Origin of the sequence: Caulobacter sp. Root1455, from assembly GCF_001426905.1 — a bacterium.
In the GTDB taxonomy this organism is placed as follows: domain Bacteria; phylum Pseudomonadota; class Alphaproteobacteria; order Caulobacterales; family Caulobacteraceae; genus Caulobacter.
Window position 1 is genome coordinate 199,017 of record NZ_LMFQ01000001.1, and the last position, 23,851, is coordinate 222,867.

Sequence of the window (23,851 nt, forward strand, 5' to 3'; positions counted from 1 at the left end):
GAAATCTAGGTCAGGAACGGCGGCGTTGGAAACAACCCTTGCCGCTGGCCACGATCCGTTCGTCGAAATGCCGTCATCCCGGACAAGGCCCGTAGGGCCGCCGATCCGGGATGGCCGGAAGCGCGGCGCTCAGGCGTCGGTCCCGGATCTTCGCGCCGCGCGCTGCGTCCGGGATGACAAACGCGGGTGAACGCCCCTCGAAACCCGACGCCCCGCTGCTATATTCAGGTGATGACCCAAGGCTTCGCGCTCTTCGAAACGCCGATCGGAATGTGCGGCCTGGCCTGGGGCGAGCACGGGCTGGTCGGGGCCCAGCTGCCCGAGGCCGCGCCGGGCGCCGCCTGGGCCCGCCTGCGTCGCCGCTATCCGGACGCGGTCGAGGCCTCCCCGCCGCCGCCAGCGGTCCAGCGCACGATCGAGCGGATCAACGCCCTGCTGGCCGGCGGCCGCGACGACCTGACCGACGTCGAGCTGGATTTCAGCGTCGTCGCCCCGTTCAACCGCCGGGTCTACGAGATCGCCCGCGCCATCCCGCCCGGCGAGACCTCGACCTACGGCCAGATCGCCAAGGCCATGAACGAGCCCGGCGCGGCCCGGGCCATCGGCAAGGCGCTGGGCGAGAACCCCTGGCCGATCATCGTCCCCTGCCACCGCGTGCTGGCGGCCGACGGCAAGAGCGGCGGCTTCTCGGCCCCGGGCGGGGTCGAGACCAAGGCCCGCATGCTGACCCTCGAACGGGCCAAGACCAGCGACGTCCCGACCCTGTTCGACCTGGAGTTCTCGGTGGCGCCGCAGCGGGCGCGGTGAGCCTCGATCGGCCCCCTTCCCGCCCCCCGTCCGGAGAGCCGCCATGAGCGTGACCGACGACAATAGACAACTGATGCAGGACATCTTCGACGGCCTGGCGCGCGGCGACGCCCGTCCCTTCCTCGACAGCCTGGACGAAACCACCGTCTGGCGATTGACCGGGACCAACGCCTGGAGCGGCGTCTACACCGGCAAGACCGCCATCCGCCGCGACCTGCTGACGCCGCTGTTCGCCCAGTTCGCCGACCAATACGTCAATGTCGCCGACGCCATCATCGCCGAGGGCGACACGGTGGTGGTCGAGTGCCGGGGCAAGGTCACCACCAAGACCGGCAAGCGCTACGACAACCGCTATTGCTGGGTGTGCCGGCTGGCCGACGGCAAGATCGTCTCGCTGACCGAATACATGGACACGGAACTGGTCGCGACGGCGCTGGAGCCGCCGGTCAGGTGAGGGGGCGAGGGGCGGGAAGCTTGACCGGTTAACGTCGATCGACCGCCAGTCGAACACGAGCGAAACGAATCATGACCGAATCAGCGACTTCGCCCGATTCAGTGTTTGTTCCCTACTAGCTATTGTAGCTTAATTCGGATTAACCACAACCGACATGGCGACGCTGTTCCTGGATCCACGCCTGCGGTCGACGGTCGGGACGCACAGACGGATAAAAGGAAATGGCTCCGAGACCGGTCGATCAGCCCGAAGCGTCGAACGCCGTCGGGCGCTAACCCGCCGGGCAGGTGGCGGCGACGCGCTTGGCGCTCAGGGTGGCGGCCATGGGCAGGCCGTTGACCGTCCTGCCGTTGACCGCGATCTTGAAGCTCTCGGGCGTATAGGAGCCCTTGGCGGTGACCGGGGCCACGCGGCCCTTCTTGTCGGTCCAGGTGCCCTTCAGCGCGATCTGGCCGTCACGCACCACGCGGGTCTTGTAGTCGCAGGTGTAGCGCTTGAGGCAGATGCCGCGGTTGAAGTTCTCGACGTCCTTCGGGGTCAGGCAGTGCAGGTCGCTGTCGATGGGAATCGGTCCGACCCGCGTGTTGTATTCCCACTGGCCGGTCAGGATGGTGGTCACGGCCTTGGCGTCGGCGTCCTGGGGTCCGGCCAGGGCGAGCGCGGCGCTGGCGGCCAGCAGGCCGCAGGCGGTGACGACCGAGGCCAGGACGGGGGCGGCGACGGAGGCGGACAGACGCATGGGATTCCTTCTCTTCAGGCCGTCTCTATATAGGGGACGATATAAGGCCGGCAGATGAACCGCGCCTGATGGCCATGTTTGGGCGCCCGCCATTTCGCCGAGAGGGCGCCGCGCGGCTTGACTCGGCAACGCCCCTTCGCCTATATCGCCCGCTCTCGCGCGGCGGTCCGTCCATCGCGCGGCCGAATTCATGTTGCGGAGCCGCCGGCTTCGCCCAAGCCCAAGGTATCCACCATGTCGCGCCGTTGCGAACTCACCGGGATCGGTCCGATGGTCGGCCACAATGTGAGCCACTCGAACATCAAGACCAAGCGCCGCTTCCTGCCGGCCCTGTCGCCCGCGTCGCTGCAGTCGGACTCGCTGGGTCAGACCTTCAAGCTGCGCATCAGCAACGCGGCCCTGCGCACCCTGGACTTCCGGGGCGGCCTGGACGTGTTCCTGCTGGGCGCCAAGGACGAGCAGCTGTCGCCGCGCGCCCTGAAGATCAAGGCTCAGGTCAAGGCCAAGGCCAAGGCCGCCGCGGTCGCCGCCTAAGACTTTCTCGGCTCTCGCCGAACGAAAGGCCCGCGAGGTTCGCCTCGCGGGCCTTTTCGCGTCTGGGGTTTGGCCGTCCGGCGCTCGATGCGAAGCCGAGGTCCGCCTTCGACCCAAGGCGGACCTTCGGGGTTGAAAGGTCCAGAAGCCGAGATACGCCGGCAGCTGCCGTTGGCGCGTCGGCGGGAATTCGACCTTCAACGCCCCGGCCGCGGAATCGCGGACGCTTCGCTCGATGCGCGCGACATTGTTTGACGATAAAGATCGCGTCCCTTAATCAAACGCTGCCATCATTGAAGCAGAGGTTCCTTTGAGCGCCGCGCCGCTGAACCGCCGCATCGCGGCTTTCATCGTCTTGTTTGTGCTCTACCAGGCCGCCGAGGGCGTTGGCGCTCGTCTGCTTCACAGCGCTTCGGTTCAAGCGGTAATCATGATCGGCTCATTGCTCGCGGCTTGGCCAATCGGTCGCTGGTTGGGCTATCGCGGATACGATGCCTACGCCCTCGACCTTTCGCGACATTCGCTCCGTCTCGTATTCGTGGGCCTTCTCCTGGCCGGCCTGGCGCGTCTGGCCGCGCTGTTCTGGGGTCTGGCCAGCGGCGTGTACGCCCTCGGGGCGCCGCCCTCCCCTCCACAGGGCCTGGCTTTGTTGATCCTTATGTCGGGGGCGTTCGTCTCGACCTTCGTCCCCTCCATCGCCGAGGACATCGTAACCCGAGGGTTCTGGTTGAAAGCCGCGGCCGTGCGCTGGTCAGGCCCGGCGTTTGTGCTGACGGCCAGCGCGATCTACGTGCTGAACCATATCTTTCGTCTCGCCGAAAGGCCGGTCGAATGGATCCGGCTGTTCTGCTTCGGGCTCGCCTATGCCTGCGCAGCCTGGCGCTGGCGCAGTCTCTGGGCGGCGGTTGGCCTGCACTGGGGCTGGAACCTGTCAAACGCGCTCCTCGACGGCTTTACCAGCGTAAACGTCATGGACGCCGCGGGCGCGCCGTGGCTCTCGGTCGGCGCGCACCTCGTTCTGACGGCCACCATGCTGCTCTGGCCGCGGCCGCCGGAACGCGCGACGCCGCATTCCTAGCCCGCGAACTGGCTCCTCGGCGCCAGAGCAGACCTTGGGCCCGCACCCGGCTATCCCTGGATCGGAGGGCGGCGCCGGCGCCAGTCCGTCGCCTGCTCATAGGCAAAGGCGACGCGGCGGAGCATCGCCTCGCTCAGGCGCCGGCCCGTGAACTGAAGGCTGTACGGCAGCCCTTCGGGCGAGAAGCCGCAGGCAGGCAGATCGCCGGGACACCCGCCAGGTCCATCGGCATCGTGAACTCGGCGCCGCGCGCCTGGGCCGCGCCCCAGGCCCGATGGTGGTCGGGGAGCGGTCCCACCCGCAGGGCGTGGGTTATCGGCCAGGCGGGACTGTCGCTCGTCGGGCCCGCCAGGACGTCGATCGAGGCGAGCAGTTCGTCCAGCTGCGCCGTCAAGGCGCCCGACACAGGCAAAACCCACAGGCCTGGCCGGGTAAACCCTGATTGCGACGGCCAGGGGCGTTGAAGATGCTTCCAGCGGCGACGCTCCGTCCAAGAGGGGGTCGACCAGGAGCAAGTTCATGACCCTCAAGACCCTCGCCGTCGTCCTGTTGCTGGGCGCCGGCGCCACCCTGGCCCAGGCGCCGGCCCACGCTCAGACCGCCGCGCCCACCGCGCCGATGGCCGCGCCGGACAAGCCGCTGACCGCCGCCGATCTGGAAGGCCTGCGCGCCGAGCTGCGGTCGTCCAAGAAGCAGGTGACGGCGGCGACCCTGACCCTGACCGACGCCGAGGCCACCCGGTTCTGGCCGGTCTATGACCAGTACGCCAAGGAGCTGACCGTCATTAAGAACAATCAGTACGAGCTGATCGCCGAGTATGTGAACACCTACGGCAAGTACGACGACAAGGGCGCGGCCAATTTCATCGCCCGCTGGCTTGATCTGGACGTCAAGACCACCGCCTTGCGCGCCAAGTATGTGCCGATCGTCGGCAAGGTGCTGCCGGGGATCAAGGCGGCGACCTTCTTCCAGATCGATCGCCGCCTCGCCCTGGCCATCGACCTGAGGATCGCCTCGTCGCTGCCGATCCTGCAGCTGCAGACCGGGGCGAAATAGACCGCCCTCAGCCCTGCCCACGAAAAAGCCCTCCCCGTCGCCGGGGAGGGCTTTTCCAACGCATCACAAAGGCGGAAAGGGCGGGCGCGCCGCCCTCTCGAACTGGCCTTAGCGCGAGAAGACGGCCGGGTTGGCGCTGTTGTAGGCGACCAGTTCCGGGTTGTTCAGCTTGCTGACCGCGTCGTTGACCGAGGCGCGCACGCACGAGGGATAGATGTAGGTGGCCAGGGTTTCGCCGCGGACGTTCTGCCAGCAGACGGTCGAGGCGGCCTTGACGATCTCGGCGCGCAGTTCGGCCGGGGCCTTGCCGGCGGTCTTGATGCGGATTTCGGCGGCGCCGGCGGGAGCGGCTGCAAACAGGGCGACGGCCGAGGCGGCCAGGACGATGGAGCGGATCATGGGACGGATTCCGGGACTGCGTTGATTTTCAACCCGTCCGAAATGCGTTTCCCCCGGCGGCTGGTCCAGGATCTCGCCCGCTCTGCCGCCTTGCTCAAGCTATAACTTTCTGCGCGTCACTTATCAACGGTTATGTTGCAGTGCGGTCGCGAAACCGATTGACACGAATTGTCGCGGGAAAGGGCCGGAGGAAACCCGGCCCCGCGCCGCCGAAGCCACGCGGGACCAGGCCCGAAACGAGTCCTAGTAGCTGATCTTCTGCAGGCCGCCGGCGCGGAAGGCGTGGCGGTCATAAGCCTTCAGGCTCGGCGTGCCAATCTTCAGGACGGCGTCGCGGGTCACTTCGCGGACGCAGTAGGCGTAGAGGTCGTTGGCGTGGCCGCCCAGGTCTTCGCGGCAGATCGACGAGGCGGCCGAGACGATGTCGGCGTGGACGGCGGCGTCGGTGCGGCCGCGGACCTTGACGACCTGCTCGCCGGCGAAGGCCGACGAGGCGGTGGTCAGGGCGAGGGCCGAAGCGGCCAGAACAAACAGAGTCTTCATGATGTTTACTTCCGAAAGGGGGTTGGGTTTCAACCACCTCCCGACGCGTTCCTCTGATGACCGTTGGGATCTCGCCCTGCTCAGTCATCGAAGGTAGCGGTAACATGACAACGTTGTCGTTTGAAGTAGAATGTTGAGTTTCAAAGGAAACTAGTTGGTTTGACTAAAACTTGAGCGCTTTCCCTCCCCTTTATGGGGAGGGTGGCGCGCGGCGAAGCCGCGTGACGGGTGGGCCTGCTGACTCATCAAACCCCACCCGACCCGCTGCGCGGGCCACCCTCCCCACAAGGGGAGGGACGGGGCGAAAACTAGCGCCGACGCGGCTTCTTCGCCGAAGGCGGCGGCCCCGGCGGCGGAGGCGGCGGCGCGGTCCAGTCGAAGGCCATCAGCAGGGTGCGTTCCTGCGGGGCGTCGTTGTCGTCCGACAGGATATAGATCCGCGTCGCGCCCGATGGCGACTTGCTCAGCGCCACGCCCTCGAAGTTGTCACGGGTCGCCGCCCCGTCCAGGGTCAGGGTGGCGGCCAGGTACTGTTTGGCGGCCGGGGCGCGGGGATCGATCACGAACCGCACCTGGCCGCGCCAGCCGCGGATCGGGTCGTAGGCGCGGTACAGGCTGGCCACCGCCTGGCCCTCGAAGGCCGCGAAGCCGGTCAGGCCCCAGCTGAAGTCGGGCGGCGACTGCGGAGCCAGGCCCACGCACGGGATCGAGACCTTGCACAGCCACACCTCGCCCTCCTCGCCGCCCACCAGATAGGCGTCGGGTCCGGCGATCGGATAGGCGGTCAGGGCCTCCATGCCCTCGTTGTCGGGGAAGGTGGTGGCCGGCTTGTTGACCGCGCGCGGCGGGCCGTAGGTCCCGTCGGCCAGGCGCGGATACAGCCAGATGCGGTGCTCGCGCTCGAAGCTGACCAGGCGGTCGCCGTTGGCCAGGATCGCCAGCCCCTCGGCGTCGGACTTCTCCTTGCCCTGCAGGGGACGGCCGTCCAGGCCCTTCAGCGGTTGCAGCCTGCCGTCGGTCAGGCCGACCAGGCGGCCGGCCGGGTCCAGTTGCAGCCGCGCCTCGAACAGGTCGCCGTCGTCGGTGACCGAGACCACGCCGCCGTCGGGGCCGAACTTCAGGTCCGACAAACCGTGCAGGCGCTGGGTGTCGGGGCTGCTGATCGCGACCCCGCCGGCATAGACGAAGCGGCCGATAGCCCCCGCCGCCAGGCTCGCGGGCGGCGGATTGACCGCGCTGAGCGGCGCGGGGGTGGTGACCAGGCTGATCTCGGGCCCGACCTTGACTGGGGCGACGGGCAGGACGGCCGGCTGCGGCGGGGCCTTGGCGCACTGGCTCACCACCACCGTCGCCAGGCCCAGCACGAGGACGCCGCGCAGTCCGATCACGCGGGAACCTTGCGGGCGGCTTTCGCAACGGACGGCTGGACGGTGGGCGGGGCGGCCAGAAGGCCCCTGGCCCGCTTGACCGCCTTGGGCTCCTCGTCGAACAGCCCGGCCAGCTGGTCGACCAGCGCGCCGCCCAGTTGCTCGACATCGACGATGGTCACCGCCCGGCGATAGTAGCGCGTCACGTCATGGCCGATGCCGACGGCGATCAGTTCGACGGGGCTGCGGGTCTCGATCTCGGCGATGACCTGACGCAAGTGGCGCTCCAGATAGTGGCCCGAATTGACGCTGAGGGTGGAGTCGTCCACCGGCGCGCCGTCGGAGATCACCATCAGAATGCGGCGGGCTTCGGGCCGGCCGATCAGGCGCTGGTGGGCCCACATCAGGGCTTCGCCGTCGATGTTTTCCTTCAGCAGGCCCTCGCGCATCATCAGGCCCAGGTTCTTGCGGGCCCGCCGCCACGGCGCGTCGGCGCTCTTGTAGATGATGTGGCGCAAGTCATTCAGGCGGCCCGGCGCGGGCGGCTTGCCGGACTTGATCCACTCGTCGCGGGCGCTGCCGCCCTTCCAGGCGCGGGTGGTGAAGCCCAGCACCTCGACCTTGACCGCGCAGCGCTCCAGGGTCCGCGCCAGGATGTCGGCGCAGACGGCGGCCACCATGATCGGCCGGCCGCGCATCGAGCCGGAATTGTCGATCAGCAGGGTCACGACCGTGTCGCGGAACTCGACGTCCTCCTCCTGCTTGAACGACAGGGGGGCGGTGGGGTCGATGATCACCCGGGTCAGGCGGGCGACGTCCAGCATCCCCTCCTCCAGGTCGAAGGTCCAGGCGCGGTTCTGCTGGGCCAGCAGCCGGCGCTGCAGCTTGTTGGCCAGGCGCGAGACCACGCTGGAGAAGGCCGCCAGCTGCTGGTCCAGATAGGCCCGCAGCCGGGTCAGCTCGTCGGCGTCGCACAGGTCCTCGGCCGGCACCACCTCGTCGAAGGCCGTGGTGAACACCTTGTAGGCCGGCTCGCCCGCGCCGCCCTGGCCGGCGTCGGGACGGGCCGGCTTGGCGCCGTCGCCCATCTCCGGGGCTTCCTCGCTGTCCTCGGGCTCGCCGTCCTGCTCGGACTGGACCATCTCCTCGTCGCCGGCCTCGGACTCGCGGTCGGAGGTCTCGGCCTGCTCGGGCGAGGCGCCGTCGGACTGCTCGCCCTCGCCTTCGCCGGAATCGTCTTCCGAGGCCTCGGTGTTCTGGTCCTCGTCGCCCTCGTCCTCGTCGGACTGCTCGGTGGCGTCGGACATGTCCTCGCCCAGGTCGAGGTCGCGCAGGATCTCGCGGGTGACCTTGGCGAAGGCGGCCTGGTCGTCGATGGCGGCGGCCAGGCGGTCCAGGTCCTTGCCGGCCCGGGCCTCGATGTCGGCGCGCAGGATGTCGACCAGGGCCTTGGCGCCGTCCGGCGGGGCGTCGCCGGTCAGGCGCTCGCGGACCAGCAGCGACAGGATCTCGGCCATCGGCGCCGACTGGCGGTCGGTGGCGACGGCGCGGGTCAGGCCCTGCTTCTCGAGGCGGGCCTCGAGCGCGGCGGTCAGGTTCTGGCGGACCCCGCCCAGCGCATTGCTGCCGATGGCTTCCAGCCGCGCCTGCTCGATGGCCTCGAAGGCCGCCTGGCCGTCGGGCGAGCTGGGGCGGGCGCGGGCGTGCTTGGCGGCGTCGTGGTGGGCCAGGCGCAGGGCCATCTGGTCGGCCAGGCCGCGGATGCGGGCGGCCTCCTTGGGGTTCAGGTCGCGCGGCGGATGGGGCAGCACCGCCCGGTTGCCGACCAGGCTGGGGCCCTCGCCGGAGAACACGACCTCCAGGTCGGGGGTCTCGGCGAGCGACCGCGCCGCGTGGGCCAGGGCGCGCTTGAACGGTTCGGTCGGGCTTTCGGGCTTGGAGGCCATGTCAGTGGGTTACCGAGCGAACGCGGCGAAGACAAGGAACGTCGGAAGACAAGGCGGCGTTTGTCTTCAAGAAGCTCGCGACGGGCGGGCCGAGTGCTCGAGGAAACGACCATGTTGAAGTGGGCCATCATCCTGGCGATCGTCGCCCTGATCGCCGGCGCCCTGGGCTTCACCGGCATCGCCGGCGCGGCGGCGGGCATCGCCAAGATCCTGTTCTTCCTGTTCTTGATCGGCTTCATCATCTTCGCCGTCCTGGGCGTGACGGTGTTCAAGAGCGTGACCAGGGACTGACAAAGCAAGGGGCAAGTGATCGTGCGGCGATCACTTGCCCCCTACGGATCGCTTCGCGATCGTCCTCCCCCACAGGGGGAAGAGGACGCCGTGCGTGACGCGAGCCTCCGCCCCCTATGGGGGCGGACAGACGGCGAAGCCGCCAGGTGGGGGCAAGTCAGTGAGCCTCTGACCTATTTCGCCGCCGCATAAGCCTTCGACTGCTCCCCGACCACCGACACCAGATCGCCCATGGTCAGGTTGACGTCGACCAGGTGCAGGCCCCAGTCCTTCAGCGGCTGGCCCATCACCAGCAGGTCGCCGGGGATGTTGTCGGCGCGGGGGTCGGCGTTGTCGGGATGGACCGTCACGGCCAGGTAGTCGAAGCCGTCCTTGCTGACGCACTCGGCCGAGACCAGGCCCGGCAGCTCCACATAGGGCGTATCCACCGTCACATCCTTGGCCCAGACCGTGGCCGGACGCATGGCGGTGCCCATGATCGTGCGGTCGCTGAAATAGCTCTCCACCGGCGCCGCGCCGCCGCCCAGGGCCGCGGGATTGACGCACGCGGCCTTCATGCCCGGCTCGGCCACCTTGCCGAAGAACTTGCTGGTGGCCGGCGGCGGGCTGTCGGCGCGGAACGAGACGTACGAGATCACGCAGCCGGTCTGGCCGGTCTCGCGGCACAGCGGCAGCGAGCCGTAGCTGTCCTTGGCCGGATCGACGGGCGTGTTCATGCCCAGGATCAGGGCCGAGACGATCTGCTTCTGCGCCGGCTTGCCGTCGATCTCCTCCTTGATCAGCCGCAGCAGGATGCGCGAGCCCTGCGAGTGGCCGATCAGCACCACGCCGCGGCCGAGGTTGTCGCGGGCCATGTAGTCCTTCCAGGCCGCCAGCACGTCGGCATAGGCCAGCTCGCCGTCGCCGGCCGCGGCCTGGCCCATCATCATCTTGCGCAGCGCCGCGATCGTCACCTGGCGATAGCTGGGGGCGTACAGCTTGCAGACCTGGCCGAAGCGGGCGAACTGCTGGTCGGCCACGGCCTTTTCCGGCAGGTCCGGCGTCATGTCGCTGTTGCCGCCCGGATCGGACGACACCGTCGGATAGACGTAGAAGCAGTCGATCGGGGCCTCGGGGTCGGCCTTGAAGGTCTCGACGCTGGTCGCGCCGTTCGCCTGGATCACCGTGGCGGTCTGGTCGGCGGCGCAGGCGTCCGCCCGGCCGGGCCGGCACAGCCAGTTCTCGTCCTTGGCGTAGTCGTTCGGCGTCGGCGGACCGGCGGGGGCCGGCTGCGAACAGGCCGCCGCGCTCAGGCCCAGACCCGCGATCAGGCCCAGCGCGGCCCACAGCTTGCGTGACATCGACGTCCCCCTCCAACGATTGTTTGGAGCGGAGGATGGCTTGGGACGGGAGGGAAGGGAAGGCCCTACAAAGCCACTGATCGGCGCGCCCGACGCCTCCTCCGTCATGTCGCGTATCCGCGCCATGCCACCTCCCCCGTTTCACGGGTGAGGAGGAAGCGGCGCCGATCTTCTCCTCACCCGCAAAGCGGGGGAGGTGGCGCGTCGCGAAGCGGCGTGACGGAGGGGGCGTCGGCTCACGCCGGCAACCACCGCCGCGGAAACTTGTCGCCCAACGCCCGCGCCTCGCCGGGCCTGAGGCCCAGTTCGCGCATCTTGAAGGCCACGACCTCGCGCAGGGCCTCGACCGGTTCGCGGCCGGCCGACGGGCTGGAGGCCACGGGGCCGGTCTGCATGGCCAGGTCGACGGCCGCCCATTCGGCCTGGGCGCGGTCGGGCTTGCCGACGGCGAAGTAGTGGCGGACCGGCAGGCGTTCGCCGGCGATCTCGACCATCACGCCGACGACCCAGCCTTGAACGATCAGATCGGCGTCGGGGCGCTGGCGGAACATGCCGCCTGTGTAGCGCATCGCGGCCCGCGCTCAAGCGTCGCGGCGATCAGCGCATCATCCGGATGGCCAGCTGGGCGGCTATGCCCAGCACCAGCCACAGAGCCACGTCCGCCAGGATCACGTTGATCGCCGGCAGACGAGGTTCCGGCGAACGGCGAGTGAGCCGGTCACGCATAGCGTTTCTCCCAGCGGACACGTCATGCGCGCGTCTCGCCGCCAGGATACGCCTGCAATCTTGAACGGTATATAGGCCATTACTCTCGCGGAGAGAGCATTTCGACCCTGCCGCCCCTCAGCCCAGGACCTGGAACGCCGCCTGGCTGACGACGCCGAGGACCAGCCACAGGCCAAGGCCCAGTACGATAAAGACCGGACGCGGTGATCGCCGGTCGCGGAATTCGTGGATCTCGTGACGCGCCATGCCCAGCCCTCCAGGAAACGTGCGTGCGTTCGCGGAGTCTGGAACGGCCTTCGCCGCATTTTCGCTGCATAGGTTAACGCGACCGTGATCGGTTATCCACAACCTGAGCAGGCGCTGCCGCCTTTTGCGTCAAGCGGCGAGAAAACGGCGACGAGTCTCGCGGTCGCGAGGTCCGAACGCCGCCGTTGAAGATGTCCGCCCAGGGACCGAAGTCGGGCGTCAAGCGTCGGCGTTCGGACGTTGTCTCTTGAAGCTCCAGCGGTGGCTGGGCTTCAGGAGAGAGACGCGCTAGCCTGCCAGGAAAGGTTGACCCTGGGGGCGCCTCCATCGACGCGGGTGGGTTTTCAGGGGGCTTCATGCCGCAAGAGCACCTTGGACTGTTCGATACGCCGCCGACCCGGCGGCAAGTCCAGTTCAGTCTGGTGATCGTCGGCCTGCTGTTCGCCGCCCTGCTCGTCATATTGCCGGTGCGCGACGTTCCACTGCGCCCAATCCACGCCTTCATCCCGATGGCCAACGCGATCATGTTTCTCGGCGAGCTGATCACCGCCACCCTGCTCTACGCGCAGACCGCCGTCTTCCGATCGCGGGCCCTGGCCGTTGTGGGCACGGTCTACGTCTTCACGGCGCTCCTGCTGATTCCGCATGCGCTGACCTTTCCCGGCGCCTTCGCCCCGGACGGACTGCTGAGCGCCGGGATCAACACCACCGCGTGGATCGCGTGGTGCCGGCGGGTGTCTTTTCCCATCGCCATCTTCTTCTATGTCCAACTCCGGCGCGCGGAGTCGACGGCGCCGCGCGAGGCGGAACGCCCAGCGGCGGGGATCGTGATCGGGGTGATCGCGGCGATCGCCTTGGCGGCGGGGGTCACGGCGCTGACGACCATCGGACAGGCTCTGCTCCCGCCGTTTTTTGTGACGCATTCCCGGGTGGCCTACGCCAATTCGCTTCAGTACGAGTCGGTGGTCTTCGTGCTTTCCATCATCGCGACGATCTTGCTGTTTCGGACGCGCAGGTCGGTGCTGGACCTGTGGCTGCTGGTCGTTTTCGCGGGCTGGCTGACGCAATCGCTGCTGATCTTGTCGCTGCACGGCCGGTTCACGGTGGGCTGGTACTGGCTGTTCCTGGTGAGCGTGTTTTCCCACCTGGTCGTGATGCTGGCCCTGCTCGCCGAGTCCCACCGGCTCTATTTGCGGCTGGCCCTGTCGACCTCCGCCCGGAACCGGGAACGCGAAAGCCGGCTGATGTCGATCGACGCGGTGGCGGCCGCCATCTCCCATGAAATCGGGCAGCCGCTGGCCGCGGCCCGCGCCTATGCGACGGCCGGCGTGAGCTGGCTCGATCGGCCGCAACCCGACCCCGAACGGGCGGTCAAGTCGATGCGCGCCGCCATCGACGCCGCCCAGCGAACCGCCGACGTGATAAAGAGCATCCGGGCGATGTTCGCCCAGCAACCGGGCATGGCGTCGGAAGTCGACCTCAACGACCTGGCGCGCGCGACCGCGTCGGCGCTGGGCCGGGAATTGGCCGGCGAGAAGGTCTCGCTGCAGCTGACCCTGGACGAGGCGCTGCCGCCGATCCTGGCCGATCGGGTCCAGATCGAACAGGTGCTCGTCAACCTCATCACCAACGCGATCGAATCCCTGGGCGCGACGCGGGGCCGGGCTCGCCGCATCGCGATCCGCTCGGCGGCGCTCAATGGCCACGACGTGCTGCTGCAGGTCAGCGACAACGGGATCGGCATCACGGACGAGGCGATGTCGCGCATCTTCGAGGCCTTCTTCACGACCAAGAAGACCGGCATGGGCATGGGCCTGTCGCTCTGCCGCACCATCGTCGAGGCCCATGGCGGGCGCCTCTGGGCCGCGCCGGGCGAGCAACACGGCGTGACCTTCTATCTGCAACTGCCCCGCAGCGACCTGCACGCGGCCTGACGCGCAGCCCGCGCAAAGAAAAAGGGCGGGACCTTTCGGCCCCGCCCTTCTCTTTCGTTCAGCGAGAGCTGACCTAGATTTCTCTTAGAAATCCATGTCGCCGCGCGGGATCGACATGTCGATCCCGGCCTCCTTGGAAGGATGGGCGACTTGAATGGATTTCTCTTAGAAATCCATGTCGCCCATGCCGCCCATGCCGCCGCCCGGAGGGCCGCCGGCGCCGGCGTTCTTCTTGGGCGCTTCGACGATGGCCGCTTCGGTGGTGATCAGCAGGCCGGCCACCGAGGCGGCGTCCTGCAGAGCGGTGCGGACCACCTTGGCGGGGTCGATGACGCCGTCGGTGATCAGGTCGACATACTGCTCGGTCTGGGCGTTGAAGCCGAAGGTCGGGCTGTCGTTTTCCAGGATCTTGCCGACCACGATCGAGCCTTCGACGCCGGCGTTCTCGGCGATCTGACGGATCGGAGCCTGCAGGGCGCGACGGACGATCGCGATGCCGGCGGTCTGGTCGTCATTGTCGCCGACCAGGGTCGCCAGGGCCTTGGAGGCCTTCAGCAGAGCCACGCCGCCGCCCGGGACGATGCCTTCTTCCACGGCCGCGCGGGTCGCGTTCAGGGCGTCGTCGACGCGGTCCTTCTTTTCCTTCACCTCGACTTCGGTCGAGCCGCCGACGCGGATGACCGCGACGCCGCCGGCCAGCTTGGCCAGACGCTCTTGCAGCTTTTCCTTGTCGTAGTCCGAGGTGGTGTCCTCGATCTGCTTCTTGATCTGCGAGATGCGGGCTTCGATGGCCGACTTCTCACCGACGCCGTCCACGATGGTGGTGTCGTCCTTGGTGATCGAGACCTTCTTGGCCTTGCCCAGCATGTCGAGCGAAACGTTCTCGAGCTTGATGCCGAGGTCTTCGCTGACGACTTGGGCGCCGGTCAGGATGGCGATGTCTTCCAGCATGGCCTTGCGGCGATCGCCGAAGCCCGGAGCCTTGACGGCGGCGACGCGGAGACCGCCGCGCAGCTTGTTGACCACCAGGGTGGCCAGGGCTTCGCCCTCGACGTCCTCGGCGATGATCACCAGCGGACGGCCCGACTGGACGACGGCTTCCAGCACCGGCAGCAGCGGCTGCAGCGACGACAGCTTCTTTTCGAACAGCAGGATGAGCGGCTCTTCGAGCTGAACTTCCATCTTGTCGGCGTTGGTGATGAAGTACGGCGACAGGTAGCCGCGGTCGAACTGCATGCCTTCGACGACGTCGAGTTCGGTTTCGGCGGTCTTGGCTTCCTCGACGGTGATGACGCCTTCGTTGCCGACCTTGTCCATGGCCTTGGCGATCATCTCGCCGACGTCCTTGTCACCGTTGGCCGAGATGGTGCCGACCTGGGCGATCTCGTTGTTGGTGGTGACCTTCTTCGACGACGCCTTGATGGAGTCGACGACGACGTGGACGGCCTTGTCGATGCCGCGCTTCAGGTCCATCGGGTTCATGCCGGCGGCGACCGACTTGAGGCCTTCCTGGACGATGGCTTGGGCCAGCACGGTGGCGGTGGTGGTGCCGTCGCCGGCCTTGTCATTGGTCTTGCTGGCGACTTCGCGGATCATCTGCGCGCCGAGGTTCTCGAAGCGATCGCTCAGTTCGATTTCCTTGGCGACCGAGACGCCGTCCTTGGTCGAGCGCGGGGCGCCGAAGGACTTTTCGATCACGACGTTGCGGCCCTTGGGGCCCAGGGTCACCTTCACCGCGTTGGCGAGGATGTTGACGCCGCGCAGCATCTTGTCGCGCGCGTCCGAGGAGAAATAAACGTCTTTAGCGGCCATTTGAGAGCCCTTCTAAAAGAGAAACTTGGGTCGAAAGCGGAGGACGGTCGGGGCTTAGCCCTCGACGATGCCCAGAACGTCGCTTTCCTTCATGATCAGCAGATCCTGGCCGTCCACCTTCACTTCGGTGCCGGACCACTTGCCGAACAGGATGCGGTCGCCGGCCTTCACGTCGAGCGCGACGATGTCGCCCTTGTCGTTGCGGGCGCCGGGGCCGACGGCGACGACTTCGCCTTCCTGCGGCTTTTCCTTGGCGGTGTCGGGGATGATGATCCCGCCCTTGGTCTTCGTTTCTTCTTCGACGCGCTTCACAAGGACGCGGTCGCCAAGCGGGCGAAATTTCATGGGTCGTTCTCCGTCGGGACGGTTTTAAAGATATGGTCCGTCGGCAAGCGGGGAGCGTCGCTGTTAGCAGTCGCTCCCATCGAGTGCCAACGCCGGGCAGGAGTTAGGACCGGCGGTGTGGGGAGTCAAGGACAAGGGCCGTCGATTTGCTGTGGGCGAAATGGGTTCAAGGTCGGATGACGGACGCAAATCGCCCCGGAACGACGGGCCGGAACGACAGGAACGAGGACGGCGGCATGAAGACGATCCTGATCGCGGCGAGCCTGCTCATCCTCGGCGCCTGCGCCACCGACGCGTCCCTGCCGGTGCGCACGGTGACGGATGTCGACGCCGACGCCGGCGTGGTCGAACTGGTCGGCGGCCAGGACCTGGAGATCGCCCTGCCGCTGAACGCCGGCACGGGCTATGCGTGGCGGCTGGACCATGAGGCGCCGCCCCTGCTGGCCGGCGGCTCCAGCTTCGTGACCGAGGCCAAGGCGCCGGGCGCGCCGGTCCGCGCGGTCTATCGCTACACGGCCGTCGGACACGGCCGGGCCGACCTGGCCTTCACGCTCAAGCGGCCGTGGGAGGCCGACCGTCCCGGCGACCGCAAGGTCGTGTTCCATGTCAGGGTGCGCTGATGATCGACCATATCGGACTGACCGTACGCGACCTCAAGGCCTCCAAGGCCTTCTACGACGCCGCCTTCGCGCCGCTGGGGATCGAGGTGGTGATGAGCGTCAGCGCCGAGGAGACCGGCGCCTACGGCCATCTCGGCTACGGCCCCAGCGCCGACGGCCGCGACATCCAGGCCGGCAAGCCCAGCTTCTGGATCGGCGGCGGCGAGACCCTGACCGGTCCCCTGCACGTGGCCTTCACGGCCCGCAGCCGCGCGGCGGTCGACGCCTTCCACGCCGCGGCCCTGGCCGCCGGCGGACGCGACAATGGACCGCCGGGGATTCGGCCGCATTATCACCCCAACTACTATGGAGCTTTCGTGCTCGACCCGGACGGCCGAAATGTCGAGGCTGTCTGCCATGCGCCCGCCTAAGCGGTTGGAGACCAGACCAGCGTGACGATTTCGAGCTACGGCCTTTCGCTCATCCTGGCGATCATCGCCTGCGTGATCGGCGGCGTGTTGGGCGGCCTGACCCTGGTCCGGCCCGGTTCGGTGCTGGGCCTGAGCGCCCTGGAGGGCGGCGGCCCCTCGGACAAGGACGAGGACGACGAGGCGGCTTCGCCCGCCGCCGGCCGCCTGGGCGAGGGCAAGTCCGAGGGCCGGGCCCTGGGCGGCCTGCTGATCCTGTCGCACGCCACCGCGGCCCTGTTCCTGGGCTACCAGTCCCATGTCGGGGCGGCCATGGCCTTCGCCCTGGCCATGGCCTGGACCGGCGCCGCCCTGGGCCGCGCCGTCTCGGCCCTGGTCGACCGCAACCGCGACAGGTTCAACCTGAGCAGCCTGGCCTTCGAGGTCATGATCGCCGTCACCCTGTCGCTGCCGTTCTTCAACGCCGGCCGGCTGGTGGTGCTGCGCGGGCACGGGATGCTGGTCTAGCGGCTGCATCCTGGCGGGATCCAGGCCCAAAATCCGTTGTCATCCCGGAAGCCTCGCGGAGGCTGTCCGGGACCCTGGGGACTGGGCCAAGGCAATGCGGCCGCCCCTGGGTCCCGGACAAGCGCTGCGCGCTTTCCGGGATGACAACTCAAAATCCAGATGAACTGGCCTCGCTGACGCCCTAGCCCCTCGCCACGCCCCGCAGGGTCTGGGACGGGCTCTCGCCGAACATCGTCCGGTAGGTCACCGAGAACCGGCCCAGCTCCCAGAAGCCGTGGTCGAGGGCCACCTGGGTGACCGACGCCCCGGCCTGGCGGCCGGCGATCAGCGCCTTGCGGGCGGACGACAGGGCCCGCAGCCGCAGATAGGTCCTGGGGCCCACGCCCAGCCCCTCCTCGAACGCCCGGTTCAGGGTGCGGCGCGACAGGCCCAGGGCCTGGCAGAGCTCCGGGATCGGGACGCCCCGGCCGGTACGGTCGTCCAGATAGTCCTCGACCTGGCGCAGGATGCGGGCGCTGTTGATCCGGACCTGCCGGCCCGGTTCGCGGTCGCCCGCCTCGGCGACGGCGGTCAGGAACCCCTCCAGCGCCTCGTCGCGCAGGCCGGCCTGGGCCTGGGGCTCGAGACCCGGGCCCAGGCGCATCAGACGCTCGAGGCGCCAGGCGATCTCCTGGGCGATCGCCGCGGCGCGCGCCGGCCTGAGCCTGGCCTCCACGCTCCAGCACCGCTCGTCGGCCAGGTGCTCGAAGGCGGCGGCGCGCTGTTGCAGGACTTCGAGCGGCGCCTTCAGGGCGGCGTAGCGCGTCATCCCCCGGCAACGCGCCTCCTGCTCGCTCCGCACGGGATAAACCACCAGGTCGTGGGCCTGGATGTCGAGGCCCCACTTGGTCAGGGACGGGCCCCGCTCCAGGATCACGGCCAGCGTCACGGCCTCCGGCGCCACGCCCCCGCGCAGGCGCAGGTCGCCCGTGAAGCCGCCCAGGGTCAGGGCCATGTCGCCGTCGATGGCGTGGGTCAGCGAACCCCGGCACGGCGCGGCGCTCAACTGGGTCACGACGAGGTCGGCGCCGTGCACGCTCTCGCTCAGATCCTCTATGCCCGCGATCTGATGAGCGACGAAGCGCATCCCGGCGCCCGTGTCTTCGGTACTGGTGTTCAGCGGCGCCCCACGCATGGACCGAAATTGCCGCAACTTCCCAAGGCGGTAAATCCGGGTTTTACCTTAGAAAGATCTTAGATCTAAGTCTTAGATAAAGTCCTACGGGTGACGTAGCGGAAAACTACGCCTCGATTCGCCCATAACATAGAACAGACGGCCATATTCTCCGACGTTTCCAGTTAAATTTGATTTGGCGCAATCTGCATAGCGCCATCGTATTATAATCGGAACGATAAAGAGGTAGAGTTCGGGAGGCGACGATGGAACCACGCACTTGGGATCGAGTGGAAGACTTCGGTACGCTGGACATCGAGATCACCAGCGATTGGGCGTCCCTCGCCCACTGGACGCCGGCCCAGCGCGCTTTGAAGATCGAACTGGACGGCGAGCGCCGCCAGGCCGAGCAGCTCGCCGAAAGCACCGGTCGCCTGGTCTCGCGGTTGGTGGCGAGCATGGTCGCGGCGGAACAGGGCGTCGAAGCGGATCTCGCCGCCTGAGAAGGCCCCTCGGAAATCCCTCGGCGGTGAAATCTTGCGCGCGACCGAAACTTGCGCGGGGCCGCCTGGGCGCTAGTCTCGCGCCATGACCCATCGCCCCCTCGCCTGTCGCCCCCCCGCCCGCCGGGACGTCCTGATCGGCGCCGGCCTGCTGGCCGTCCTGCCCGCCGCCGCCCTGGCTCAAGTCACGCCGGCCCCGGCCCCCGCCCCCGCCCCCGCCCCCGCCCCGACCGCGCCGGCGCCCAAGCCGCCTGTCTATGTGGCGATCGACACCCCGCAGGGCCGGATCGTCATCGAGCTGGCCGTGGCCCAGGCTCCGATCACCACCGCCAACTTCCTGCGCTATGTCGACCGCAAGCTCTATGACAAGGCGACCTTCTTCCGGGCCTCGCGGGCGCCGGGGACGGTGGACTACGGCCTGATCCAGGGCGGGCTGCAGGGCATCGGCGCCCTGCCGCCGGTGGCCCACGAGCCCACCAGCCAGACGGGCCTCAAGCACACCGACGGCGTGGTCTCGATCGCCCGCACCGCGCCGGGCACGGCCACCTCCGACTTCTTCATCTGCATCGGCGACGCGCCCTATCTGGACGCCAACCCGGCCGCCACCGGCGACAACCAGGGCTTCGCCGCCTTCGGCCGGGTGGTCCAGGGCATGGACGTGGCCAAGAAGATCCTGGCCCTGCCCACGCCCGGCAAGGCGATCAATCCGGTGATGAAGGGCCAGATCCTGGATCCGCCGGTGCCGATCACCTCGGCCCGCCGCATCCCGGCGCCCGGTCCGGACATCACGGCCCCGCCCAAGCTGTAGGGCGCACCGACATAAGCTAGGTGCGTTCTCCTCGTCCTTCGACAGGCCCAGGATGAGGATTTCTACTGTCGAGGCCCGCACATTGGTCCTCATCCCACAATGGTCCTCATCCTGAGCCTGTCGAAGGACGAGGGCCACGCACGGCGCTTGGATGTCGACGCGCCCTAGCGCCCTCGCCCGATCCGGCGGCGACAAAGAAACCTTTGGGTGAAATGTGGATTTTCGAACGCCATGGTTGCGAAACGGCAAGGCTCGCCGTAACACTCCCTCATAAGGCGATATTTCGATACTACCCGTATTGAGAGTGGTTCGCAAACCCGTGCTCGAAAGCCCTTACCGACAGGAGCGCCGCCGATGACCAGCCCCTCACCGCGCAAGCCTTTTTCGCTGCTCCGCGTCGCGACGGTCGCCGCGGCCGGGTGCGCCCTGCTGGCCGGCGGCCTGCTGATGGCCTGCTCGGCCAAGCCGACGAGCCAGGCGGCCCTGGCGACCGCGCCCGGCGCGACGATCACCATCAGCTCCACGCCGCCGACCGAGCTCAACCCCGCCGGCGGCGGCGCGGCCAAGGCCACGCTCGACCAGGCCGCCGCCTTCGCCTGGCAGGAGTTCATCGCCCTGAACTGGCCGGCCAAGATCCAGACCGGAGCGGTCGGAGACCGCGACACGCCGGCCGCCGACTGCCTGTTCGGCGACCCCGCCTGCGTTAGCCGCCCGCTGACCTGGCAGACCTTCCGCGGCAAGGCCGAGATCTTCACCGCCGGCGCCACCCAGCCCTACGACCAGATCCCGACCTACACCGACCTCTACAACGAGACGATCAGCGCCTGTAACGGCGGCGCGCCGCCCGCCCAGGCAGCCTGGGTCAATCTGGACGAGACGACCGAGATCACCCTGGCGGCGATGTACGCCGGGGTCGGGGTGGCGACGCCGACGCCCGACAACAGCGCCCCGCAGCTGATCCGCTTCATGGCCAAGGCCAACCGGGCCGAGTTCGACTACGTCCAGAAGATCAACGCGGTGAACGGCCCGTCGCGGGCCCTGCGCACGGCCACGATCAACTACTTCAAGACCCAGGGCGACCCGCCTCCCGGCGGCACGCAATATGTCAGCCTTCCCAACAACACCATCGAGATCAAGGCCGGCTGGCGGATGCTCAATCCGGCGAAGGAGGACGCCTCGCGGTTCCACACCACCAAGGTGCGCTACTACGAGGGCACGGGATCGACGCTCTGCTACAACGAGCAGGTCTGGGGCCTGGTGTCGCTGCACATCATCCAGAAGACCCCCTCGGCCCCCTATTTCATCTACGCGACCTTCGAGCAGGCCGACAACATCCTGACCGCGGCCGGCAAGCCGGTCGAGGACGCCGACGGCGCGATCGCCGCCCTGCCGCCCTGTCGCTCGGACCAGACCGCGCCCTGCCCGGTGACGCCGGCCCTGACCTTCAACGACACCGGCGTGGTCACCTCCAGCCAGGTGCCGCCGAACGTCACCCTGAACCCGGCCAACGCCGCCTACTGCACCCAAAGCACCAGCCAGCTGCCGGTCAACCAGGCCTACTACCTGAACACCTCGACCCTGACGGCCCTGCCGACGGGGGGCTTCGTCTGCATCAACTACCGGGCCAATCCGATCCCGCCGGTGATCATCAACGCCAACAAGACCGCGCACGCGGCGATCGCCGCCTACAACGCGGCCAAGGGCATCAAGGCCTCGCCCTGGGCCTTCTACAAGCTGGTCAATGTCCAATACACGCCGATCGACAAGACCACGCCCGGCTTCTACACGGGCAATGATCCGACCACGGACAAGAACCCGGCCAGCTACTACCTGGCCAACATCCTGGTCGAGACCAACCGCCCCCTGCAGATCTTCAGCGGCGGCCTGGTCGGCGCGGTGGGCGGGGTCGGCGGCACCGGCGCCAATTCCGACTACGCCTCGCAGTTCGGCGAGACCGGCGGCGGCACCCACAAGAATACCTATTTCCAGACCGTCGGCCACGACATGGGCGGCTGCATGGGCTGTCACGGCAGCCAGGGCCAGAGCCTGGGCGGCGACTTCAGCGTGATCCTGGCCCGCGGCATCGTCGGGACCCCGGAGTCCGTGCCCGAGATCTCATCGAGCGGCATGACAGTGCTCCCCAACAAGAACCGCGCCCTCGTGTACCGGCGATAGCGTCCCTGGCGACAGCGTCCCCCGTGAAAGTGTTTCGGGGCGCTTCGCCTTTCCTTTCAGAGCCCACCTCCAGACCAAGGAAAACGTCATGGCCAATGTTCGTGAACTGCTCGGCGCCGCCCTCAGCTGCCCGACCAGCGTCAGCTTCGCCACCGACATCGCGCCGCTGTTCAACAGCACCGACATCAGCCACATGAAGAACGTCACCGGCGGCAAGCTGGACCTGAGCAACTATGACAGCGTGGTGATGTGGTCGAGCGCCATCTACGGCAAGGTGCAGTCCGGCGACATGCCGCCCTTCCCGGCCCCCGCCTGGACGCCGGACCAGGTCAATCTGTTCGGCTGCTGGATCCAGCTGGGCTGCAAGCCGTAGGGCTGGGCGGCGCGCCGCTTCGGAAGCGAAAACCTCGTCCCCCCAAGTTGCTTTGGCGACAAGCTCAGGATGAGGTTTTCGACCGCCGCCGCCTGCACATGGTCCTCATCCTGAGCTTGTCGAGGGACGAGGACCACGCACCAAGCTTGAATATCGATACGCCCTGATGCCCCCCTACCGCACCGGGCAGGCCACCCACTGATAGGCCTGGGCCATCACCCCGCCGTCGCGACGGACCAGCATCACGCCGCCGGCCTCGGGGCCGTCGTCGGTGACGTTGGCGCAGCCGCCGGCGCGGATCTGCGCTGAATATCCGTGCTTGCGGTCGGCCTTGTAGGTCCCGTCGGGCTGGACCCAGACGTCGGCGTACGAGAAGTCGATCGGGCCGCCGCCATACACCCGCGCGCCCGGGCCGTACGGCCGCTCCAGCACCAGGGCCTCGGTCCTGGGGATCTTGCGGGCCCGCATCCAGCCGATCACGTCGGTGAAGCAGGCGCCGCCCAGCAATTGCTCGCCCTTCTCGGCGCAGCCGGGGCGGTTGCCCATGACCACGGGCAGCAGCGCGCCATAGGCCTCGTAGATCGCGACCGGCGCGGGCGCGCCGGGCGCCCCGCAGCCGGCCAGGGCCCGCTCGTGGACCCGGTCGCCGGGCTCGACCTCGAAGTCGATCGGGCTGGTCAGGCCGCAGCCGGGCGGGGCCGAGAGGCTGGACTTGTCGAACCAGCGCTTGTCGGCCTTGAAGCCGCCTTTACCCTTGCGCTTGAGCACGTACTGCTCGGTCTCCTTGGCGATCAGCACCGCGCCCGGCGCGACCGGCCGCTTGGCGCCGATCACGTCCAGCTCCTTGAGATTGGGCGCGGCGGTCAGCACGGCGATCCCGGCCGCGAAACAGGCGCCGTCGCGCAGGGCCGCGTCGGGCGGGCAGTCCGGCCGCGGCGCGGCCAGCTGCCGGGACGCGCCCAGGACCTCCACCGTCGCGGTGGCCGGCCAGCGCTCGCCCGGCTCGCCCGCCCCGATCGGCGGCCGGCGAGGGCCGCCGTAGCCGATCGGCGGGACCGGACCGCCGCAGGTCACGGTCTGGACCTCCCGCGCCGCCAGCTGCCCGTCGCGCATGTCGAGCCGATAGTCGACGCCGCGGCCGATCTCGTAACAGACGCGCGGGACCCGCACCGACGAACTGGGCAGGGTCACCGGCGTGACCACCGGCCCGCCGCCGGCCAGGGACACCTCGTACAGGCGGTAGGCCTGGCCGAGCGGGCCGGAGATCACCGCCCCCGCTCCGCCCGCGGCGCCCGGCGCGGTCAGCACGCGGTCGACGCTCGCGCCCCGCGCCCTCATCCCCGCGACCACGCGGTCCAGGCAGGCGCCGTCCGGCAGCAGCAGGGGCTTGGGGCATTTCGCGGCGGGCGTGGCGACCGGCAGGGTCGCGCCCAGCACGTCGCGCAGCTCGCCATAGACCGGATCGCGCAGCAGCCGCATGTCCGGGGTCTGGGCCCCGGCCGAACCCGCGCCCAGCAGGCCCAGCACGGCCAGGCCCCAGGCCGCGCGGCCCTGTTTACGCTTCATGCTCATGGCCACCCCCGCGGCTGCCCGACCAACCTGAACAACCTTAACCATGGAACGGACGCTGCCGCCACCTGCCGCCAGTCTGCTGACAGCCGCTGTCAGCAGGCCCCCTAGCCTTCCCG

General features: G+C 68.5%; 27 protein-coding genes. 14 read left to right on the forward strand and 13 right to left on the reverse strand.

The genetic code is table 11. The features are described 5' to 3' along the window. Positions 1–231: 231 nt before the first annotated feature. Together ASD21_RS00665 and ASD21_RS00670 are read left to right on the forward strand one after the other, a co-directional pair. Entirely contained in the window at positions 232–807 is a 576-nt protein-coding gene (locus tag ASD21_RS00665) for a methylated-DNA--[protein]-cysteine S-methyltransferase (protein WP_156390557.1), read from the forward strand. 43 nt (positions 808–850) lie between these two features. After that, on the forward strand, positions 851–1,261 hold the full coding sequence (locus tag ASD21_RS00670; protein WP_056435252.1) for a nuclear transport factor 2 family protein: 411 nt from the start codon (positions 851–853) through the stop codon (positions 1,259–1,261). Positions 1,262–1,532: 271 nt separating this feature from the next. Here ASD21_RS00670 and ASD21_RS00675 read toward each other — a convergent pair whose 3' ends face one another. Beyond that, a complete protein-coding gene (locus ASD21_RS00675) occupies positions 1,533–2,000 on the reverse strand; it encodes a DUF3617 domain-containing protein (RefSeq protein ID WP_056435255.1) in 468 nt (155 codons plus the stop codon). A 234-nt stretch (positions 2,001–2,234) separates the two neighbouring features. Between ASD21_RS00675 and rpmB the strand changes: the two genes are divergently transcribed. From rpmB to ASD21_RS00695, 3 genes are all read left to right on the forward strand, one after another. Beyond that, on the forward strand, positions 2,235–2,534 hold the full coding sequence (gene rpmB / locus ASD21_RS00680) for a 50S ribosomal protein L28 (RefSeq protein WP_056435258.1): 300 nt from the start codon (positions 2,235–2,237) through the stop codon (positions 2,532–2,534). A 310-nt stretch (positions 2,535–2,844) separates the two neighbouring features. After that, positions 2,845–3,612 carry a CPBP family intramembrane glutamic endopeptidase gene (locus tag ASD21_RS00685; protein WP_156398246.1) on the forward strand — a complete coding sequence of 256 codons (768 nt, stop codon included), beginning with the start codon at positions 2,845–2,847 and terminating at the stop codon, positions 3,610–3,612. Between the two features lie 519 nt (positions 3,613–4,131). Further along, a complete protein-coding gene (locus ASD21_RS00695; RefSeq protein WP_056435264.1) occupies positions 4,132–4,668 on the forward strand; it encodes a hypothetical protein in 537 nt (178 codons plus the stop codon). A gap of 108 nt (positions 4,669–4,776) precedes the next feature. Here ASD21_RS00695 and ASD21_RS00700 read toward each other — a convergent pair whose 3' ends face one another. The 4 genes from ASD21_RS00700 to cobT form a co-directional block, all read right to left on the reverse strand. Then, on the reverse strand, positions 4,777–5,067 hold the full coding sequence (locus tag ASD21_RS00700) for a hypothetical protein (RefSeq protein ID WP_056435267.1): 291 nt from the start codon (positions 5,065–5,067) through the stop codon (positions 4,777–4,779). A gap of 243 nt (positions 5,068–5,310) precedes the next feature. Next, positions 5,311–5,610 (reverse strand): hypothetical protein, encoded by a 300-nt coding sequence (locus ASD21_RS00705; RefSeq protein WP_056435270.1) that lies wholly within the window; start codon positions 5,608–5,610, stop codon positions 5,311–5,313. Positions 5,611–5,918: 308 nt separating this feature from the next. Next, positions 5,919–6,998 carry an esterase-like activity of phytase family protein gene (locus ASD21_RS00710; RefSeq protein ID WP_056435273.1) on the reverse strand — a complete coding sequence of 360 codons (1,080 nt, stop codon included), beginning with the start codon at positions 6,996–6,998 and terminating at the stop codon, positions 5,919–5,921. After that, positions 6,995–8,923: a cobaltochelatase subunit CobT gene (gene cobT / locus ASD21_RS00715; protein WP_056435276.1), complete on the reverse strand. Its 1,929-nt coding sequence runs from the start codon at positions 8,921–8,923 to the stop codon at positions 6,995–6,997. Before cobT ends, ASD21_RS00710 begins: the two co-directional genes overlap by 4 nt. A gap of 111 nt (positions 8,924–9,034) precedes the next feature. Here cobT and ASD21_RS00720 point away from each other — a divergent pair, with 111 nt between their 5' ends. Next, a complete protein-coding gene (locus ASD21_RS00720; protein WP_056436239.1) occupies positions 9,035–9,214 on the forward strand; it encodes a DUF1328 domain-containing protein in 180 nt (59 codons plus the stop codon). A gap of 173 nt (positions 9,215–9,387) precedes the next feature. Here the strand turns inward: ASD21_RS00720 and ASD21_RS00725 are convergent, their stop codons facing one another. From ASD21_RS00725 to ASD21_RS24530, 4 genes are all read right to left on the reverse strand, one after another. Continuing rightward, complete coding sequence (locus tag ASD21_RS00725; protein ID WP_056435279.1) at positions 9,388–10,554, reverse strand: DUF3089 domain-containing protein; 1,167 nt, start codon at positions 10,552–10,554, stop codon at positions 9,388–9,390. Positions 10,555–10,790: 236 nt separating this feature from the next. Further along, positions 10,791–11,105, reverse strand: a complete 315-nt coding sequence (locus tag ASD21_RS00730; protein ID WP_056436242.1) for a hypothetical protein — start codon at positions 11,103–11,105, stop codon at positions 10,791–10,793. 46 nt (positions 11,106–11,151) lie between these two features. Continuing rightward, a complete protein-coding gene (locus ASD21_RS24985) occupies positions 11,152–11,280 on the reverse strand; it encodes a hypothetical protein (protein ID WP_268761047.1) in 129 nt (42 codons plus the stop codon). 117 nt (positions 11,281–11,397) lie between these two features. Continuing rightward, positions 11,398–11,526 (reverse strand): hypothetical protein, encoded by a 129-nt coding sequence (locus tag ASD21_RS24530; RefSeq protein ID WP_235523755.1) that lies wholly within the window; start codon positions 11,524–11,526, stop codon positions 11,398–11,400. A 356-nt stretch (positions 11,527–11,882) separates the two neighbouring features. Between ASD21_RS24530 and ASD21_RS00735 the strand changes: the two genes are divergently transcribed. Further along, positions 11,883–13,460 (forward strand): sensor histidine kinase, encoded by a 1,578-nt coding sequence (locus tag ASD21_RS00735; RefSeq protein ID WP_056435282.1) that lies wholly within the window; start codon positions 11,883–11,885, stop codon positions 13,458–13,460. A gap of 165 nt (positions 13,461–13,625) precedes the next feature. Here the strand turns inward: ASD21_RS00735 and groL are convergent, their stop codons facing one another. After that, complete coding sequence (groL, locus tag ASD21_RS00740) at positions 13,626–15,272, reverse strand: chaperonin GroEL (RefSeq protein ID WP_056435284.1); 1,647 nt, start codon at positions 15,270–15,272, stop codon at positions 13,626–13,628. Positions 15,273–15,326: 54 nt separating this feature from the next. Further along, positions 15,327–15,617 (reverse strand): co-chaperone GroES, encoded by a 291-nt coding sequence (gene groES, locus ASD21_RS00745; protein WP_056435287.1) that lies wholly within the window; start codon positions 15,615–15,617, stop codon positions 15,327–15,329. 236 nt (positions 15,618–15,853) lie between these two features. On the opposite strand from groES, the gene ASD21_RS00750 reads away from it, so the two are divergent. Genes ASD21_RS00750 through ASD21_RS00760 form a run of 3 tightly spaced genes read left to right on the forward strand, consistent with a single transcriptional unit; the run spans position 15,854 to position 17,151 of the window. Then, positions 15,854–16,237, forward strand: a complete 384-nt coding sequence (locus tag ASD21_RS00750; protein WP_056435290.1) for a protease inhibitor I42 family protein — start codon at positions 15,854–15,856, stop codon at positions 16,235–16,237. Further along, on the forward strand, positions 16,237–16,647 hold the full coding sequence (locus ASD21_RS00755) for a VOC family protein (RefSeq protein WP_056435293.1): 411 nt from the start codon (positions 16,237–16,239) through the stop codon (positions 16,645–16,647). The genes ASD21_RS00750 and ASD21_RS00755 overlap by 1 nt, the downstream gene beginning before the upstream one ends. Positions 16,648–16,674: 27 nt before the next feature. Next, positions 16,675–17,151 (forward strand): hypothetical protein, encoded by a 477-nt coding sequence (locus ASD21_RS00760; RefSeq protein ID WP_056436245.1) that lies wholly within the window; start codon positions 16,675–16,677, stop codon positions 17,149–17,151. A gap of 181 nt (positions 17,152–17,332) precedes the next feature. Here the strand turns inward: ASD21_RS00760 and ASD21_RS00765 are convergent, their stop codons facing one another. Next, a complete protein-coding gene (locus tag ASD21_RS00765; protein WP_056435296.1) occupies positions 17,333–18,277 on the reverse strand; it encodes an AraC family transcriptional regulator in 945 nt (314 codons plus the stop codon). Positions 18,278–18,570: 293 nt separating this feature from the next. Here ASD21_RS00765 and ASD21_RS00770 point away from each other — a divergent pair, with 293 nt between their 5' ends. The 4 genes from ASD21_RS00770 (at position 18,571) to ASD21_RS00785 (ending at position 22,163) form a co-directional block, all read left to right on the forward strand. Next, positions 18,571–18,807: a hypothetical protein gene (locus tag ASD21_RS00770; protein ID WP_156398248.1), complete on the forward strand. Its 237-nt coding sequence runs from the start codon at positions 18,571–18,573 to the stop codon at positions 18,805–18,807. 85 nt (positions 18,808–18,892) lie between these two features. After that, a complete protein-coding gene (locus tag ASD21_RS00775; protein WP_056435303.1) occupies positions 18,893–19,615 on the forward strand; it encodes a peptidylprolyl isomerase in 723 nt (240 codons plus the stop codon). Positions 19,616–19,969: 354 nt separating this feature from the next. Beyond that, positions 19,970–21,790, forward strand: a complete 1,821-nt coding sequence (locus tag ASD21_RS00780) for a hypothetical protein (protein WP_056435306.1) — start codon at positions 19,970–19,972, stop codon at positions 21,788–21,790. Positions 21,791–21,878: 88 nt separating this feature from the next. Continuing rightward, positions 21,879–22,163 (forward strand): hypothetical protein, encoded by a 285-nt coding sequence (locus ASD21_RS00785; RefSeq protein ID WP_056435307.1) that lies wholly within the window; start codon positions 21,879–21,881, stop codon positions 22,161–22,163. Positions 22,164–22,337: 174 nt separating this feature from the next. Here ASD21_RS00785 and ASD21_RS00790 read toward each other — a convergent pair whose 3' ends face one another. Beyond that, positions 22,338–23,729 carry a hypothetical protein gene (locus ASD21_RS00790; RefSeq protein WP_235524815.1) on the reverse strand — a complete coding sequence of 464 codons (1,392 nt, stop codon included), beginning with the start codon at positions 23,727–23,729 and terminating at the stop codon, positions 22,338–22,340. Positions 23,730–23,851 lie beyond the last annotated feature (122 nt).

Coding starts and splice junctions, on each gene's coding strand:
- ASD21_RS00775 (WP_056435303.1), top strand. CDS start 18,893: ATGACCCATCGCCCCCTCGCCTGTCGCCCCCCCGCCCGCCGGGACGTC.
- ASD21_RS00725 (WP_056435279.1), bottom strand. CDS start 10,554: ATGTCACGCAAGCTGTGGGCCGCGCTGGGCCTGATCGCGGGTCTGGGC.
- ASD21_RS00750 (WP_056435290.1), top strand. CDS start 15,854: ATGAAGACGATCCTGATCGCGGCGAGCCTGCTCATCCTCGGCGCCTGC.
- ASD21_RS00705 (WP_056435270.1), bottom strand. CDS start 5,610: ATGAAGACTCTGTTTGTTCTGGCCGCTTCGGCCCTCGCCCTGACCACC.
- ASD21_RS00720 (WP_056436239.1), top strand. CDS start 9,035: ATGTTGAAGTGGGCCATCATCCTGGCGATCGTCGCCCTGATCGCCGGC.
- ASD21_RS24985 (WP_268761047.1), bottom strand. CDS start 11,280: ATGCGTGACCGGCTCACTCGCCGTTCGCCGGAACCTCGTCTGCCGGCG.
- ASD21_RS00665 (WP_156390557.1), top strand. CDS start 232: ATGACCCAAGGCTTCGCGCTCTTCGAAACGCCGATCGGAATGTGCGGC.
- ASD21_RS00765 (WP_056435296.1), bottom strand. CDS start 18,277: ATGCGCTTCGTCGCTCATCAGATCGCGGGCATAGAGGATCTGAGCGAG.
- ASD21_RS00785 (WP_056435307.1), top strand. CDS start 21,879: ATGGCCAATGTTCGTGAACTGCTCGGCGCCGCCCTCAGCTGCCCGACC.
- ASD21_RS24530 (WP_235523755.1), bottom strand. CDS start 11,526: ATGGCGCGTCACGAGATCCACGAATTCCGCGACCGGCGATCACCGCGT.
- ASD21_RS00735 (WP_056435282.1), top strand. CDS start 11,883: ATGCCGCAAGAGCACCTTGGACTGTTCGATACGCCGCCGACCCGGCGG.
- ASD21_RS00730 (WP_056436242.1), bottom strand. CDS start 11,105: ATGTTCCGCCAGCGCCCCGACGCCGATCTGATCGTTCAAGGCTGGGTC.
- groES (WP_056435287.1), bottom strand. CDS start 15,617: ATGAAATTTCGCCCGCTTGGCGACCGCGTCCTTGTGAAGCGCGTCGAA.
- ASD21_RS00755 (WP_056435293.1), top strand. CDS start 16,237: ATGATCGACCATATCGGACTGACCGTACGCGACCTCAAGGCCTCCAAG.
- ASD21_RS00670 (WP_056435252.1), top strand. CDS start 851: ATGAGCGTGACCGACGACAATAGACAACTGATGCAGGACATCTTCGAC.
- ASD21_RS00695 (WP_056435264.1), top strand. CDS start 4,132: ATGACCCTCAAGACCCTCGCCGTCGTCCTGTTGCTGGGCGCCGGCGCC.
- ASD21_RS00770 (WP_156398248.1), top strand. CDS start 18,571: ATGGAACCACGCACTTGGGATCGAGTGGAAGACTTCGGTACGCTGGAC.
- ASD21_RS00675 (WP_056435255.1), bottom strand. CDS start 2,000: ATGCGTCTGTCCGCCTCCGTCGCCGCCCCCGTCCTGGCCTCGGTCGTC.
- ASD21_RS00780 (WP_056435306.1), top strand. CDS start 19,970: ATGACCAGCCCCTCACCGCGCAAGCCTTTTTCGCTGCTCCGCGTCGCG.
- groL (WP_056435284.1), bottom strand. CDS start 15,272: ATGGCCGCTAAAGACGTTTATTTCTCCTCGGACGCGCGCGACAAGATG.
- rpmB (WP_056435258.1), top strand. CDS start 2,235: ATGTCGCGCCGTTGCGAACTCACCGGGATCGGTCCGATGGTCGGCCAC.
- ASD21_RS00700 (WP_056435267.1), bottom strand. CDS start 5,067: ATGATCCGCTCCATCGTCCTGGCCGCCTCGGCCGTCGCCCTGTTTGCA.
- cobT (WP_056435276.1), bottom strand. CDS start 8,923: ATGGCCTCCAAGCCCGAAAGCCCGACCGAACCGTTCAAGCGCGCCCTG.
- ASD21_RS00790 (WP_235524815.1), bottom strand. CDS start 23,729: ATGAAGCGTAAACAGGGCCGCGCGGCCTGGGGCCTGGCCGTGCTGGGC.